Source organism: Pseudomonas sp. HN2-3 (assembly GCF_020691745.1).
GTDB lineage: Bacteria > Pseudomonadota > Gammaproteobacteria > Pseudomonadales > Pseudomonadaceae > Aquipseudomonas > Aquipseudomonas capeferrum.
The window spans coordinates 5,007,748-5,021,856 of sequence record NZ_CP085704.1; the positions used below are offsets into that span (position 1 = coordinate 5,007,748).

The 14,109-nt window shown below is 64.8% G+C and carries 14 protein-coding genes; 10 read left to right on the forward strand and 4 right to left on the reverse strand.

Annotated elements, in window-relative coordinates; genetic code table 11:
* Positions 1-86: 86 nt before the first annotated feature.
* Complete coding sequence (locus tag LJX93_RS22755) at positions 87-2,006, forward strand: methyl-accepting chemotaxis protein (protein WP_033702955.1); 1,920 nt, start codon at positions 87-89, stop codon at positions 2,004-2,006.
* Positions 2,007-2,124: 118 nt separating this feature from the next.
* Here the strand turns inward: LJX93_RS22755 and ggt are convergent, their stop codons facing one another.
* The 3 genes from ggt to LJX93_RS22770 form a co-directional block, all read right to left on the reverse strand.
* On the reverse strand, positions 2,125-3,792 hold the full coding sequence (gene ggt / locus LJX93_RS22760; RefSeq protein WP_033702957.1) for a gamma-glutamyltransferase: 1,668 nt from the start codon (positions 3,790-3,792) through the stop codon (positions 2,125-2,127).
* Positions 3,793-3,909: 117 nt separating this feature from the next.
* Entirely contained in the window at positions 3,910-4,806 is an 897-nt protein-coding gene (locus tag LJX93_RS22765; RefSeq protein ID WP_033702958.1) for a LysR family transcriptional regulator, read from the reverse strand.
* Positions 4,807-4,897: 91 nt separating this feature from the next.
* Positions 4,898-5,488, reverse strand: coding sequence for an NAD(P)H-dependent oxidoreductase (locus LJX93_RS22770; protein WP_047582607.1), 591 nt, complete (start codon positions 5,486-5,488; stop codon positions 4,898-4,900).
* A 195-nt stretch (positions 5,489-5,683) separates the two neighbouring features.
* Between LJX93_RS22770 and LJX93_RS22775 the strand changes: the two genes are divergently transcribed.
* Positions 5,684-5,998: a putative quinol monooxygenase gene (locus LJX93_RS22775; RefSeq protein ID WP_033702960.1), complete on the forward strand. Its 315-nt coding sequence runs from the start codon at positions 5,684-5,686 to the stop codon at positions 5,996-5,998.
* Here the strand turns inward: LJX93_RS22775 and LJX93_RS22780 are convergent.
* The gene (locus tag LJX93_RS22780; RefSeq protein ID WP_227696432.1) at positions 5,988-6,752 is read right to left on the reverse strand and encodes a sulfite exporter TauE/SafE family protein; all 765 of its coding nucleotides are present in this window, start codon (positions 6,750-6,752) and stop codon (positions 5,988-5,990) included. The two genes, LJX93_RS22775 and LJX93_RS22780, sit on opposite strands and share 11 nt — an antisense overlap.
* A gap of 77 nt (positions 6,753-6,829) precedes the next feature.
* Here LJX93_RS22780 and LJX93_RS22785 point away from each other — a divergent pair, with 77 nt between their 5' ends.
* From LJX93_RS22785 to LJX93_RS22820, 8 genes are all read left to right on the forward strand, one after another.
* Entirely contained in the window at positions 6,830-7,729 is a 900-nt protein-coding gene (locus LJX93_RS22785; RefSeq protein WP_033702962.1) for a LysR family transcriptional regulator, read from the forward strand.
* A gap of 81 nt (positions 7,730-7,810) precedes the next feature.
* Entirely contained in the window at positions 7,811-8,416 is a 606-nt protein-coding gene (locus LJX93_RS22790; protein ID WP_095064164.1) for a CDP-alcohol phosphatidyltransferase family protein, read from the forward strand.
* A 29-nt stretch (positions 8,417-8,445) separates the two neighbouring features.
* Positions 8,446-10,203, forward strand: a complete 1,758-nt coding sequence (locus LJX93_RS22795) for a bifunctional alpha/beta hydrolase/class I SAM-dependent methyltransferase (RefSeq protein ID WP_227696433.1) — start codon at positions 8,446-8,448, stop codon at positions 10,201-10,203.
* Positions 10,200-11,528, forward strand: a complete 1,329-nt coding sequence (locus LJX93_RS22800) for a phosphatase PAP2/dual specificity phosphatase family protein (RefSeq protein WP_033702965.1) — start codon at positions 10,200-10,202, stop codon at positions 11,526-11,528. The genes LJX93_RS22795 and LJX93_RS22800 overlap by 4 nt, the downstream gene beginning before the upstream one ends.
* Positions 11,525-11,956, forward strand: coding sequence for a hypothetical protein (locus LJX93_RS22805; RefSeq protein ID WP_033702966.1), 432 nt, complete (start codon positions 11,525-11,527; stop codon positions 11,954-11,956). Before LJX93_RS22800 ends, LJX93_RS22805 begins: the two co-directional genes overlap by 4 nt.
* Positions 11,957-11,966: 10 nt before the next feature.
* On the forward strand, positions 11,967-12,590 hold the full coding sequence (locus tag LJX93_RS22810; RefSeq protein ID WP_033702968.1) for a lysophospholipid acyltransferase family protein: 624 nt from the start codon (positions 11,967-11,969) through the stop codon (positions 12,588-12,590).
* Between the two features lies 1 nt (position 12,591).
* Positions 12,592-13,524, forward strand: a complete 933-nt coding sequence (locus LJX93_RS22815) for a phosphatidate cytidylyltransferase (RefSeq protein WP_033702976.1) — start codon at positions 12,592-12,594, stop codon at positions 13,522-13,524.
* A 195-nt stretch (positions 13,525-13,719) separates the two neighbouring features.
* Positions 13,720-14,064: a cupin domain-containing protein gene (locus LJX93_RS22820; RefSeq protein ID WP_003251579.1), complete on the forward strand. Its 345-nt coding sequence runs from the start codon at positions 13,720-13,722 to the stop codon at positions 14,062-14,064.
* The last annotated feature ends 45 nt before the right edge of the window (positions 14,065-14,109 follow it).

The window sequence follows — 14,109 nt, forward strand, 5'->3', positions numbered from 1 at the left end:
CCCCTGCACGAATCAGCGGGCACCCAGAACAACAACGCCTTGCGATCGACGATCAAGAGAGCGAAAACAACTTCTGGAGTGCGTGCATGAACAGCTGGTTTGCCAACATCAGCGTCAACCTCAAACTCGGCCTGGGCTTCGGCCTGGTGCTGATCCTCACCGGCCTGCTGGCCCTGACCGGCTGGACCAGCCTCGGCAGCCTGATCGACCGCAGCAACTGGATGAGCGATATCAGCCAGCTCAACAAGGACCTGACTGACCTGCGCATTGCCCGCCTGCAGTACATGATTGCCAACGGCGACGATGCGGCGGCTGCCAACACCCTGGCCAAGCTGGATACCTTCAGCAACCAGCAGCAACGCCTGGTCGGCTCGTTCAAGAGCCCGGAGAACGTCAAACTGCTGCACGACCTTGGGCAGACCATCAGCCAGTACAAGGTGTCGCTGGGCACCATGCGCGCAGGCTACAACGCCACCCGCGCCGCCCGCGATGCCATGAATGTTTCTGCAGCCAAGGCCGACCAGGCCATGGATGCCCTCAGCCAGGACGTCATGGCACGCCTCGAAAGTGACAGCGTGCGCCTGGCCCAGTACCAGCTGATCAGCAAGGCCCGCCAGCAACTGCTGCAGGTGCGCATCGACGTGCGCGGCTACATTGCCGATAACAGCGCGGCCAACGAGCAGGCTGCGCTGCGCCAGCTCGAAGCGGCGCTGGCCGAGGTCGACAACCTCAAGCGCCAACTGCCCACTGCTGATGCCCGCCTGCAACAGTTCGAACAGTCGGTGCTGGCCTACCGTGACGCCGTGCGTCAGTTCCGCGATGCCCTCGCCGATATCACCAGCGCACGCGCAGAAATGACCGTCCAGGGCGCCGACATCGTCAAGACCAGCGACGCGCTGTACAAGATCCAGCTGGAGCGCCGCGACATCGAGAGTGCACAGGCCCGCAGCCTGCAGGCCATCGCGACCCTGCTGGCGTTGCTGGTAGGCGTACTGGCAGCGGTGCTCATCACCCGGCAGATCACCCGCCCGCTGCAGGAAACCTTGCAAGCGGTGGAACGCATCGCGGGCGGCGACCTGACACACGACCTGCGTGTCACCCGCCGTGATGAGCTGGGCGTGCTGCAACAGGGCATCGCCCGCATGGGCACCACCCTGCGCGAACTGATCAGCGGCATCCGCGACGGCGTCACCCAGATCGCCAGCGCCGCCGAAGAGCTGTCGGCCGTTACCGAACAGACCAGCGCAGGTGCCAACAGCCAGAAGGTCGAAACCGACCAGGTGGCCACCGCGATGCATGAAATGGCGGCAACCGTTCAGGAAGTCGCCCGCAACGCCGAGCAGGCCTCGCATGCCGCCACCGGTGCCGACGACGAAGCCCGCGCCGGCGACCGTGTGGTCGGTGAGGCAATCAGCCAGATCGAACGCCTGGCCGCAGAAGTGCACCGCTCCACTGAAGCCATGAGCCTGCTGCAGCAGGAAAGCCAGAAGATCGGCAGCGTCATGGACGTGATCAAGTCGGTGGCCGAACAGACCAACCTGCTGGCGCTGAACGCCGCGATCGAAGCCGCCCGTGCCGGCGAGGCGGGCCGCGGCTTTGCCGTGGTCGCCGACGAAGTGCGCGGCCTGGCGCAGCGTACGCAGAAGTCCACCGAAGAGATCGAAGAGCTGATCGCCAGCTTGCAGCACGGCACCCAGCAAGTGGCCACGGCCATGCAGGGTAGCCGGACCCTGACCGACAGCAGCGTCGAACTGGCACGCAAGGCCGGTGCCTCGCTGGAAAGCATCACCGGCACGGTGTCGAACATTCAGTCGATGAACCAGCAGATTGCGGCGGCGGCGGAAGAGCAGAGCGCGGTGGCGGAAGAAATCAGCCGGAGCATTCTGAATGTGCGGGATGTGTCTGAGCAGACCGCGGCGGCCAGTGACGAGACGGCGGCGTCCAGTGTTGAGCTGGCGCGGTTGGGGGGGCAATTGCAGATGCTGGTGAGCCAGTTCCGCGTTTGACCTTTAGATAGCATTCGCGGGGCAAGCCCGCTCCCACAGGTTTACGCTCTCGGAAGGCAGCGGTAATCCTGTGGGAGCGGGCTTGTCCCGCGAAGAGGCCAGCACTGAGTCTACAGAATTACTTGACGATCATCCCCACCCCACGCCCACGCGGGTCAGAAGCCGTCTCAAGCTTGTCTCCGTTCACCCGGATCGCCTGGATATCGCCCATCTCCCAGCCTTGGTCTTCGAGCACATAACCCATTTTCTTAAGGTCGTCCGCTACCGGCCCGGTCAGCGGCGCATAGCTGTCGAAATAAAGGGTGTCCTTGGGCAGCAACTGATGGTGCACGCGCTGTGCGGCCACCGCTTTCTCAAGCGGCATTCCGTAGTCGTACAGGTTGTTCATCACCTGGAAGATCGACGTGAAGATCCGCGAACCGCCCGGCGTGCCGATCACCAGCTCGACCTTGCCATCGCGGGTCATCAGGCTTGGGCTCATGGATGACAGCATGCGCTTGCCGGGCTCGATGGCGTTGGCATCACCGCCGACCACGCCAAAGGCATTGGCCGCCCCCGGCTTGGCGCTGAAGTCGTCCATCTCGTCATTGAGCAGGAAGCCGGCGCCCTTGACCACTACACCACTGCCGTAGTCGAGGTTGAGGGTGTAGGTGTTGCTGACCGCATTGCCCTGCTTGTCGACGATCGAGAAGTGCGTAGTCTGGTGCGGCTCCAGGCCCGGCTTGACGTCGTCGGTTGCCGAAATGGCCTTGGGGTTGACCTGCGCGGCGCGCTTGGCCAGGTAATCCTTGGCAATCAATTGATCCACCGGCACCTTGGTGAACGCCGGGTCACCCAGGTAGTCGGCGCGGTCGGCGAACACGCGCTTCTCGATCTCGGCCAGCAAGTGGATGTACTGCGCAGAATTGTGCGCGACGCCTTTGAAGTCCGCCGCACGGTCTTCCTTGATACCCAGCAGCTGGGCCAGGGCCACACCGCCAGAGCTTGGCGGCGGCGCGGTGTAGACCACGTTGCCACGCCAGCTCAGGGCCATCGGCTCACGCCAGACGGCCTTGTAGTCCTTGAGGTCTTGCTTGGTGATCAGGCCTTTGTCCGCCTGCATCTGCGCCACCAGCAGGTCGGCGGTCTTGCCCTGGTAGAACTCGCTCACGCCCTTGTCGGCAATGCGTTCGAGGGTCTGGGCCATCTCGGGCTGCTTGAACAGCTCGCCCACCTTCATGGTGCCGAAATAGTCGTTGAAATTGGTCGCGGTCTTGAACAGGCCTTGGGCATCGTTGCGGTACTGGTATTGCTTTTCGGCGATCTTGAAGCCGTTTTTCGCATAACCGATGGCCGGGGTCAGCAACTCGCTCCAGGGCAGCTTGCCGAACTTCTGGTGCGCCTCCCACAACCCCATCACCGTGCCGGGCACGCCGGCGGCGCGCACGCCAACCAGGCTCAGGTTCTCGATCACTTCGCCCTTGTCGTCCAGGTACATATTGCGGCTGGCGGCCTTGGGCGCCACTTCGCGGTAGTCGAGGAAGTAGGGTTTGCCGTCGACGAACAGGGTCATGAAGCCACCGCCGCCGATGTTACCGGCTTCAGGGTAGGTCACCGCCAGGGTGAACGCCGTTGCCACGGCGGCGTCCACGGCGTTGCCGCCTTTTTTCAGAATATCGGCGGCCACCTGTGCGCCATATTGATCAGGCGCGGCCACTGCGCCACCCTCAAGGGTGGCCGCAAAGGCCGAGGAACAGCTCAGGATAGCGGCTCCGAGGGCCATGGACTGGAACAGGACAATACGCATGACACTTCCTTGGTGTTGTTTTTGTTGATCAGTCAGTAAGGCCGAAGCGCGTCGACTGCGCAATCCAACGTAGGAAGTTTCGCCGCCTTTGGGCAGGATTTGTCGCGTTCAGGCAACTCAGCAGGCGTACATCGCCAGCTTGCGCTGGATGAAGTCGAGGAAGCACTGGATGCGCAGCGCCAGCTGGGTGTTGCGGTAATACACCGCATGGATCGGCTGACGGTACCCGTTGTTGGCATCGCCCAGCAGCACCTGCAGGCGGCCGCTGCGGATGTCTTCGTGGGTCATGAAGTGCGACAGGCTGACGATGCCCTCCCCGGCCAGGGCCAACTGGCGCAGGGTCTCGCCGCTGGAGGCGATCAGCGCGGGGCGGATCGCCCAGCGGTCGCCCTGGGCATGGCGCAACGGCCAGTGGTTGAGCGACTCAGGCTGGCTGAACCCCAGCAGGCAGTGGTTGGCCAGGTCTTCGACGTGCTGCGGCGTGCCATGGCGTTCCAGGTAGGTAGGGCTGGCCAGCACCTGCACCGGGCTGCAGCCCAGGTTGCGGGCGTGCAGGCTGGAATCGGCCAGCTCACCGATGCGGATCGCCACATCGGTGCTTTGCTCCAGCAGGTCGATGATCAGGTCGTCGGTGTTGAGTTCCAGCTCGATGCCGGGGTACTGGCGGCGGAATTCGCCGATCCAGGGCAGGATGGCATGCAGCATGAACGGCGCAGCGGCGTTGATGCGCAGGCGCCCGGTGGCGGTCTGGCGGTTCATCGACAGGCGCTCTTCCATCTCGTCCATCTGTTCCAGAATCACCCGCGAGCGCGCCAGGAAGAAACGGCCTTCTTCGGTCAGGTCCATGCGCCGGGTGGTGCGGTTGACCAAGGTGGTGCCGAGTTTGGCCTCCAGGCGTGACAGGGTGCGGCTGACGGCGGACGGGGTCTGGCCCATCTGCTCGGCAGCGGCGGAGATCGAACCGCAGTCGATCACGGCGACGAATACCTGGAGTTCTTCGGATCGGGTTTTCACGCGCTTGGCCTTGGCTGGAGTGTGCGGTGATAGATAGCGGGTCAGTGGGGTCTGTGCAAGGTGGCTGCTGTGCAGCCCCTGTCACAGGCGCTTACGCAGCCTTGCCAAACACCTCGCCCAGGTGCGCTTCATAAGCGGCCAACGCCGCTGGTACATCCGGGCGCTTCATTACATCCACCGCCAGGAAGGTCGGCAACCCGGTCATGCCGAGGAACTGGTTGGCCTTGTGGAACGGGAAGTACACGGCGTCCACACCCTTGCCCTCGAAGAAATCGCCAGGGTTGTCGAACGCTTGCTGCGGGGCATTCCAGGTCAGCGACAGCATGTACTGCTTGCCCTGGATCAGGCCACCGCTGCCGTACTTCTGCGAAGCATCCGAGCGGGTCCGGCCGTCGCTGGCGTACAGGCTGCCGTGCCCTTCGGTGAAGACATCATCGATGTACTTCTTCACCGTCCACGGTGCGCCCATCCACCAACCGGGCATCTGGTAGATCACCACATCCGCCCAGAGGAACTTCTCGACCTCCTCCTGCACGTCGTAGCCACCATCGATGAAGGTCTGGCGCACGTCGAAACCGGCACGGTCCAGATGAGCGAGCGCCGCTTCGTGCAGGGTCGCGTTGAGGCGGCCATCGGAGTGAGCGAACTGTTTACCGCCGTTGAGCAAAAGGATCTTTTTCATGCTGGCCTCGATGTGTCGATGTCGATCCGAGGCCTGATTGCCTTGATCGAGTCAAATGGGATGACCGGCAGATTAGGGAGTCGCTGGCCTGGGAAAAAGCAGGCATGAGGCAAAATACAATTGACTTGAAATCACGAATGACCAAGCCATTATTGCCTTAGAATCGTTTCATCATTCATCAGCGAGTAGCGATCCATGAGCGAGCAGTACGCTTTTATCCTCAAAGCCAAGACCCGCCCGGAAATGGCCGAAGCCTTCGAAACCCTATTCCGCGCCTATGTCGAACCAAGCCGCCAGGAGCCGGGCTGTATCGAGTACCACATGCTGCGCGACAAGGCCGACCCCAGCCTGTTCGTGTTCTACGAGGTGTGGGCAGACAAGGCGGCACTGGATGTGCACTCGGCCCTGCCGCACATGGCCGCGTTCTTCGAAAAGCGCATGGACTACCTGGAGCGCGAATTCGATGTCCAGTTGATCGACATGCTCAGCGCCGCCTCTGCTAACCGTTGATCAGCAAATGGCCGCCGAGCACGGCCAGGCCGATCAAGAAGCAGCGTTTGAACAGCGCCGCGCTGATGCGCTGGCGCAACCACTGGCCCGCCAGCATGCCCACCAGCGCTGGCGCCAGCATCAGCAATGACGCACCCAGCGCCTGGCCGCCCAAAGCATCTTGCCCGGCCAGGCCCAGGGCCAATGCCACGGTCGAGACCGTGAACGCCAGGCCCAGCGCCTGGATCATCTCGTCACGGTTCAAACCCAGGCTTTGCAGGTACGGCACTGCCGGCATCACGAACACCCCGGTAGCGGCCGTTACCACGCCCGTCACCAGCCCGCAGATCGGCCCTAGCCACCACTCCCGCCTGTGCGCCACGCTCAGCCCAGGGCCAATCAGCCCATACACGGCATAGGCCACCAGCGCTGCGCCAAGCGCATGCACCGCCCAGGGGCCGCTGTTGATGCCCAACCAGGCGCTGCCGGCCAGGGTGCCGACGAAGATCATCGCCAGCATTGGCCCCAGCCGCCGCAGCAGTGCCAGCAGATGGCCCCCGGCCGCCAGTTGCCAGAGGTTGGTGAGGGTCGAAGGTACGATCAACAAGGCGGCAGCCTGCGCGGGCGGCATAGCCAGCCCCAGCAGCCCCATGGCGATGGTCGGCAGCCCGAGGCCGATGACACCTTTGACGGTGCCTGCCAGCAGGAAGGTAATCACCACCAGCAAAGTCAATGCCGGGCCGAGGGTCTGATAGAACGCGATCAAGGTATTCATGCCGCCATGATGGCGTGCGGCTGGCTGGCTGAAAATCTGCCATATACTCAGCCAGACTATCGCCAGGACAGAGGCACATGCACTTCGACCTGATTGACCTCGCGCTTTTCCGGCACACCCTGGAGTGCGGCAACATCACTGCCGGCGCGCGCCGCAGCCACCTGTCGCTGCCCGCTGCCAGCGCCCGTATTCGCGCCATGGAAGCCTCCCTGGGTACACCGCTGCTCGCGCGTAATCGCCGTGGCGTACAGCCGACCCCAGCCGGCCAAGCGTTGCTGCAACATGCCCGGCTGATCGGGCAGCAGGTCGAGCGCCTGCAGTTCGACCTGGCTCACTATGCCCAGGGCCTGCAAGGCCAGGTACGGCTGCTGTGCAACACGGCGGCGCTGACCGAATACTTGCCCGAGTTGCTGGCCTGCTACCTCGCCGACCACCCCGCCGTCAGTGTCGATGTCCAGGAGCTGCCGAGCTTGCACATCGTGCAATCGATCACTCAGGGCATGGCGGACCTGGGGATCATCTCGAGCGCAGCGCCCAGTGAGCATCTGCAGACCCTGCCGTTTCGCGATGACCCACTGGTGCTGGTGACACCCCTTGAGCACCCCTTGGCGGCGCACCCTGCCCCGAGCTTCATCGACAGCCTCGCCCATGGCCATGTCGGGCTGGGGGCGGACAGCGCCTTGGCGTTGTACCTGGAGGAACAGGCACTGCGTGCGGGCAGGCGTATGCGCGTACGGGTGCGGGCCGATGGCTTCGATGGGGTGCTGCGCATGGTCGCGGGCGGCGCGGGGGTGGGGGTGGTGCCACTGGCTTCGGTGAAGCGCTGGCAAGGGCTGTTGCCGCTGCACTGGGTGGCGCTGCACGAGGGCTGGGCCAATCGCCGGCTGCTGGTGTGTGCACGGGACTTCGCCGCATTGCCGGGGTATGCCGCGGGTTTGGTCAGGCGCTTGACCAGCCGGCCAAGCGCGGTTTTGTAGGCGCGCAAATTTGGCGACCGCGCTTGCCGCCAGGCGGGCTCTTTGCCCACAATCAGGCTGCACCAAGAAAAGGAGTTTCCAGTGCCATCGATCTACCAGCTCAAGCCCCGCTTCCAGGCCCTGCTCCGCCCCGGCGTGAAGCGCCTCCACGAGCGCGGCGTCACCGCCAATCAGGTCACCGTCGCCGCCGGCCTGGTGTCGGTCCTGCTGGGCCTGCTGCTGGCAGGCCTCAGCCACATCACTTGGCTGTTCATCCTGATCCCGGTGTGGATGCTGCTGCGCATGGCCCTCAATGCCGTCGACGGCATGCTTGCGCGCGAATTCGGCCAGCAATCCAGGCTCGGCGCCTACCTCAACGAACTGTGCGACGTGATCGCCGACGCCGCGCTGTACCTGCCCTTCGCCCTGTTGGCCGGCGTCTGGCCGAGCCTGGTGGTGCTGGTGGTACTGAGCGCCACGGTGAGCGAATACGCCGGGGTAATGGGCCCGCTGGCAGGCGCATCCAGGCGCTACGACGGGCCGATGGGCAAGAGCGACCGGGCATTTGCCTTCGGCGTGCTGGGCACCGCCGTAGCCTTCGGCCTGCTCGATGCCAACTGGCTGAACGGCCTCTTGCTGGTCATCTTCGCGCTCTCGCTCTATACCCTCTACAACCGGGTTCGCCGAGGGCTGGCCGAAGCCCGCTGAGCCCATCGCCCCGGACAAGGATTCTCGCCATGCGCCAAGCGCAATCGCTGCATTTCTCCACCCATGACGGTGTCGAGCTGCACTACCGTCATTGGCCCGCTACCCGCAACGAACACCAGCCACGCCGTGCCGTGGTGATGTTCCACCGTGGCCACGAACACGGTGGGCGCATGGCCCACCTGGCCGACGAACTGGACATGCCGGGCTTCGACTTTTTCGCCTGGGACGCCCGCGGCCACGGCCAGTCGCCGGGTGCCCGCGGCGACAGCCCGGGGTTCGCCACCAGCGTGCGCGACGTGCAGACCTTCATCGAGCATCTGCAGACCGTGCATGGCATCGCCGAGCAGGACATGGTGGTGCTGGCGCAAAGCGTCGGTGCCGTACTGATCGCCACCTGGGCGCACGACTACGCGCCCAAGGTGCGCTGCCTGGTGCTGGCCTCGCCGGCGTTCAAGGTCAAGCTGTACGTGCCCTTCGCACGCCCTGGCCTGAAACTGCTCAAGGCCGTGCGCGGCAACTTCTTCGTCAACAGCTACGTCAAGCCGCGCCTACTCACCCACGACCCCGAGCGGGTCATGTCGTATGTGGCCGACCCGCTGATCAGCCGGCCGATTTCGGTGACCATGCTGTTGGGCCTGTACGACGCGGCCGACCGCGTAGTGGCGGACGCCCAGGCGATCCAGGTGCCGACCCAGCTGCTGGTCTCGGGTGCCGACCTGGTGGTCGAGCGCAAACCGCAGGTGCGCTTCTTCGAGCGCCTGGGCAGCGCGCGCAAGGAAATGCACACCCTCCCAGGCTTCTTCCACGACACCCTCGGTGAGCGCGACCGCGCCCATGCACTCAGGCGTATCGAGCGTTTCGTCGGGCATTGCTTCGACAGCCCTGTGCAGGCCCCTTCGCTGCTCGATGCCGACAAGGTCGGCGCCAGCTGCGCAGAGGCCGAGAGCCTGGCCGCGCCCTTGCCGCGCAACTCGCCCCGCGACCTCTACTGGCGTGCCACCCGCGCCGGCCTGCGCCTGGGCCAAGGGCTGGCCGAAGGCGTGAAGCTGGGGTTCGACACCGGCTTCGACTCCGGCAGCACCCTCGACTACGTCTACCGCAACCAGGCAACAGGCAAAGGCACGCTGGGCCGCATGATCGACCGCAACTACCTCGACGCCATTGGCTGGCGCGGCATACGCCAGCGCAAAGTGCACGTCGAAGCGCTGCTGCGCGAGGCCATCACCCGCCTGCGCGCGCAGCAACGGCCGGTGCATATCGTCGACATCGCCGCCGGCCATGGTCGCTACATCCTCGAAGCCCTGCAGGACCTCGAACAACTGCCAGACTCGATCCTGCTGCGCGACTACAGCGAGCTGAACGTGCAACAAGGCAGCGCATTGATCGCCGAAAAAGGCCTGGCCGAGGTTGCCCGCTTCGTCCAGGGCGATGCCTTCGACCGCGCCAGCCTCGCGGCGCTGCAGCCAGGCCCTACGCTGGCGGTGGTATCCGGCCTGTACGAACTGTTCCCCAGCAACACCCAGGTAGGCAACTCTCTCGCTGGCCTGGCCGATGCCGTCGAAGAGGGCGGTTACCTGGTCTACACCGGCCAGCCCTGGCACCCGCAACTGGAAATGATCGCCCGCGCCCTGACCAGCCACCGCGGCGGCGAAGCGTGGGTAATGCGCCGGCGCAGCCAGGCAGAGATGGACCAACTGGTCGAGGCGGCGGGCTTTCGCAAGCTGGCCCAGCGCATCGACGAATGGGGCATCTTCAGCGTCAGCCTGGCGCAACGGGTGCGTGAATGAACCCACCGCGTGAGCCCGGGCTGATCCGCCGTGGCGTGCTCTGGCTCCTGCTGCTGGGGCCGTTCTTCTTCCTCAGCTATGGGCTGGTGAACACCCACACCGCCGGGCGCAGTGATGTCGGCAGCCTGGTATTCGGCTGGGAACAGCACATGCCGCTGTGGCCGTGGACGATCATCCCGTACTGGTCGATCGACCTGCTGTATGGCTTGTCGTTCCTGCTGCCGCGCACCCGCCGGGAGATGGACCGGCATGCCCTGGCGTTGCTCACGGCACAGGTGATCAGCGTGAGCTGCTTCTTGCTCTGGCCGCTGCGCTTCACCTTCGAACGGCCCGAGATAGGTGGGCTGTATGGCGGGTTGTTCGATGTGCTGATGGGCTTCGACAAGCCTTACAACCAGGCGCCATCGCTGCATATCGCCTTGCTGGTGATCATCTGGGCGATGTTCGCCCGGCACGTGCACCGCCAGCCCTGGCGCTGGGCCATGCACAGCTGGATGGCGCTGATCGGCGTGTCGGTGCTGACCACCTGGCAGCATCATTTCATCGACGTGCCCACCGGCGCGCTGGCGGGGTTTGCCTGCCTGTGGCTATGGCCGCGCCAAGGGCTGTTGCCGTGGCAGCAGGCGCGGCTGGCGCGCGATCGTAAATGTTGGCGGCTTGCGCTCTACTACGGTTTGGGGGCGTTGCTGTGCGCGCTGGCGGTGTTCACGGCAGGTGGCGCATGGCTGTGGTTGGCATGGCCTGGCGTGGCGCTGCTGCTGGTGGCGCTGAACTACAGCGTGTTCGGTGCCGGCGGTTTTCAGAAAGACACGCAGGGGCGCTTGTCGGCTGCTGCCTCCTGGCTGATGGCGCCCTACCTGATCGGGGCGTGGATCAACTCACGGCTATGGACCTGGCGCCGTCCGCAGCCAGACGCGGTATGTGACGGTGTATTCCTGGGGCGGCTACCTGGGCGTGGCGAAGGTGGGCAGTTCGCTGCCATCGTCGACCTTTGCGCAGAGCTGCCGCGCCGTTCGGCCGGCACTGGCCCCTTCGCGCAGCAGGGCTATCGAGCGCTCGCCACCCTGGACCTGATCGCCCCCGACAGCACCCTGCTGCACGACGCCGCCGCCGCCATCGAGCAACTGCGCCCTCAAGGCCCCTTGCTGGTCTGCTGCGCCTTGGGTTACTCGCGCAGCGCCAGCGCCGTGGCGGCGTGGCTACTGCTCACTGGCCGCTGCCCCGACGCAGAGCAAGCCGAGCAGCGGGTTCGCCAGGCCCGCCCTGGCGTGGTCTTGCACCCCGCCCATCGGCAGGTGCTGCAACAGCTAGGCGCGCAGCGATGAGCCTGCACCTGATCGCCAGCCTGCTGGCCCGTGGCCGTCAGCTGGAGCACCTGTCGGACGGCATCACCCTGTTGGCCCTGGGCTATGGCCTGGCCCCCTTGCTGGGCGCACAACTGCCTGCCCTGGCCAGCCTGTTGTGCGCCGTGTTGCTGGTGCTGGGTGTGCTGCACAAGTACTGGGCCATCCGCGTCGCGCTGGACGCCGAGCTGTTCGCCCGCCTCGCCAGCAGCCCTGACCTGCCAGCCGACACCCAGGCCCTGGACCGCGCCCTGTTCGACCTCAACCTCAAACCGCATGCCACCGACAGCCGCGACTGGCCCGCCCGCAGCCACGCCGCGCTGGCCCTGCTGCGCCGTCAGGCCGCGTGCCTGGGCCTGCAACTGTCGCTGACCTTGGCTACCCTGCTGACACTGCCTTTTACCGGATGACTACCGCCCCATGCTTGCGACCCTGACCGCCTTCGTCATCACCTCCGCCGCCCGGCTGATCACCGGTGCCCGTGCCTTGTGGCTCGGCTGCACGCCGTTGCCGGTGCAACGCCTGTACTTCGCCAACCACAGCAGCCACGGCGACTTCGTGCTGCTGTGGGCGTCGCTGCCAGAACCCCTGCGCAAGCGCACCCGCCCAGTGGCCGGAGCCGACTACTGGGCAAAGCCCGGCATCCGCGATTTTCTCATCCGCAAAGTCTTCAACGGCATATTGATCGAGCGACAGCGCACAGAAGGCCAAGGCAGCCCCCTGCAGCCAATACTCGAAGCGGTGGCCCAAGGCGACTCGTTGATCTTCTTCCCGGAGGGCACCCGCAACCTTGGCGACGAACCGCTCATGCCGTTCAGAAGCGGGCTGTTCCACCTGGCCGCAGCCAACCCCGAGGTCGAGTTGGTGCCTGTGTGGATCGCCAACCTCAACCGGGTCATGCCAAAGGGCCGCGCCCTGCCATTGCCGCTGCTGTGCACATTGAGCTTCGGCGAACCCCTGAACCTGCACGCTGATGAAAGCAAGCAGGCCTTTCTGCAGCGGGCCAGCCAGGCCCTGCTGAACCTGGCGCCGAAGGATGCCTGACATGGATGACAACACACTTTCCCTGTTCGCCGGCATCGGCGCCCTGCTGCTACTCGCCAGCGTGATCGGCCGCCTGCTCAAGTGGCGTGCCGGCCCGGCGCCGCATGCGGTGATCGACAACCTCAATGCCCGCATCAACGCCTGGTGGGTGATGGTGCTGGTGATCGGCATCGCCTTCGTATTTGGCAAGTACGGCGTGATCGTGCTGTTCTATGGCGTGTCGTTCTACGCCCTGCGCGAGTTCATGACGCTGACCCCGACCCGGCGCAGCGACTACCCGGCGCTGGTCGCCGCGTTCTATGTGGCGCTGCCGGTGCAGTACCTGCTGATTGCCATGGACTGGTACGGCCTGTTCAGCATCTTCATTCCGGTGTACCTGTTCCTGCTGCTGCCGATCCTGGCCAGCTTCGGTGGCGATACCACACGCTTTCTGGAGCGCGCATCGAAGGTGCAGTGGGGGCTGATGATCGCGGTGTACTGCGTTTCCTCCGTGCCCGCGCTGATGACGCTTGATATCCCGGGTTTCGAGGGCCGCAACCTGCTGCTGATCGCCTGGCTAATCCTGGTGGTGCAGATCAGCGACGTGTTGCAGTACGTGTGCGGCAAGCTGTTCGGCAAACGCAAGGTGGCGCCCAACCTGTCCCCCTCGAAAACCCTCGAAGGCCTGGTCGGTGGCGTGGCACTGGCCACTTTGATCGGCGCCCTGCTGTGCTGGATCACCCCGTTCAACTTCTGGCAGGCGGCCCTGATGGCCCTGACCGTCAACGCCATGGGCTTCTTTGGCGGGTTGGTGATGTCGGCGATCAAGCGTGACCGTGGGGTGAAGGACTGGGGGCACATGATCGAAGGCCACGGCGGCATGCTCGACCGGATGGACTCGGTGTGCTTTGCGGCGCCGGTGTTCTTTCACTTCGTGCGGTACTGGTGGGCTTGAGTAATGAGCGGCTCTGACACGCCGGGGCCGCTATGCGGCCCATCGCAGGCAAGCCAGCGCCTACAGGTGCCGCGTATACCCTCGGAAGACCAGATATAGCGCGGTCAGGCACCTGGACGTCGAGCCCAGGCAACTGCGGCCCGGCCGATAGCCCTATGGTGACGGGTCATTCATCCAGTCACCAGGAGTTGTGCCATGTCCGATTTCATCACCGTCCTGCGCGAGACCTGCCCGACGCCGGTCGTGGACGCCACCAAGTGGAAGCGCATCGGCGGCGATCCGCACACCGTCAACCTCAATGCCTACCTGTCGGCCGACGGCAGCAAGATCATGGGCACCTGGATCTGCACCCCGGGCAAGTTCGAGGTCAACTACGACAAGTGGGAGTTCTGCCACTTCCTCGATGGCTACTGCATCATCACCCCGGAAGGCGAAGAGCCGAAGCACCTGAAGGCAGGTGATGTATTCGTGATCGAACCCGGGATGAAAGGCACCTGGGAAGTGGTCGAGACCGTGCGCAAGTACTTCGTTTTCGCCTGATAGCCAAGCCCTGCTTACGCAGGGCACCTTCAGCATCCGTAAATC

Bases quoted from the DNA above. Each gene is read 5' to 3' on its own strand.
- LJX93_RS22755 (WP_033702955.1), top strand. From the start codon at position 87: ATGAACAGCTGGTTTGCCAACATCAGCGTCAACCTCAAACTCGGCCTG.
- ggt (WP_033702957.1), bottom strand. From the start codon at position 3,792: ATGCGTATTGTCCTGTTCCAGTCCATGGCCCTCGGAGCCGCTATCCTG.
- LJX93_RS22770 (WP_047582607.1), bottom strand. From the start codon at position 5,488: ATGAAAAAGATCCTTTTGCTCAACGGCGGTAAACAGTTCGCTCACTCC.
- LJX93_RS22775 (WP_033702960.1), top strand. From the start codon at position 5,684: ATGAGCGAGCAGTACGCTTTTATCCTCAAAGCCAAGACCCGCCCGGAA.
- LJX93_RS22780 (WP_227696432.1), bottom strand. From the start codon at position 6,752: ATGAATACCTTGATCGCGTTCTATCAGACCCTCGGCCCGGCATTGACT.
- LJX93_RS22785 (WP_033702962.1), top strand. From the start codon at position 6,830: ATGCACTTCGACCTGATTGACCTCGCGCTTTTCCGGCACACCCTGGAG.
- LJX93_RS22795 (WP_227696433.1), top strand. From the start codon at position 8,446: ATGCGCCAAGCGCAATCGCTGCATTTCTCCACCCATGACGGTGTCGAG.
- LJX93_RS22800 (WP_033702965.1), top strand. From the start codon at position 10,200: ATGAACCCACCGCGTGAGCCCGGGCTGATCCGCCGTGGCGTGCTCTGG.
- LJX93_RS22805 (WP_033702966.1), top strand. From the start codon at position 11,525: ATGAGCCTGCACCTGATCGCCAGCCTGCTGGCCCGTGGCCGTCAGCTG.
- LJX93_RS22810 (WP_033702968.1), top strand. From the start codon at position 11,967: ATGCTTGCGACCCTGACCGCCTTCGTCATCACCTCCGCCGCCCGGCTG.
- LJX93_RS22815 (WP_033702976.1), top strand. From the start codon at position 12,592: ATGGATGACAACACACTTTCCCTGTTCGCCGGCATCGGCGCCCTGCTG.
- LJX93_RS22820 (WP_003251579.1), top strand. From the start codon at position 13,720: ATGTCCGATTTCATCACCGTCCTGCGCGAGACCTGCCCGACGCCGGTC.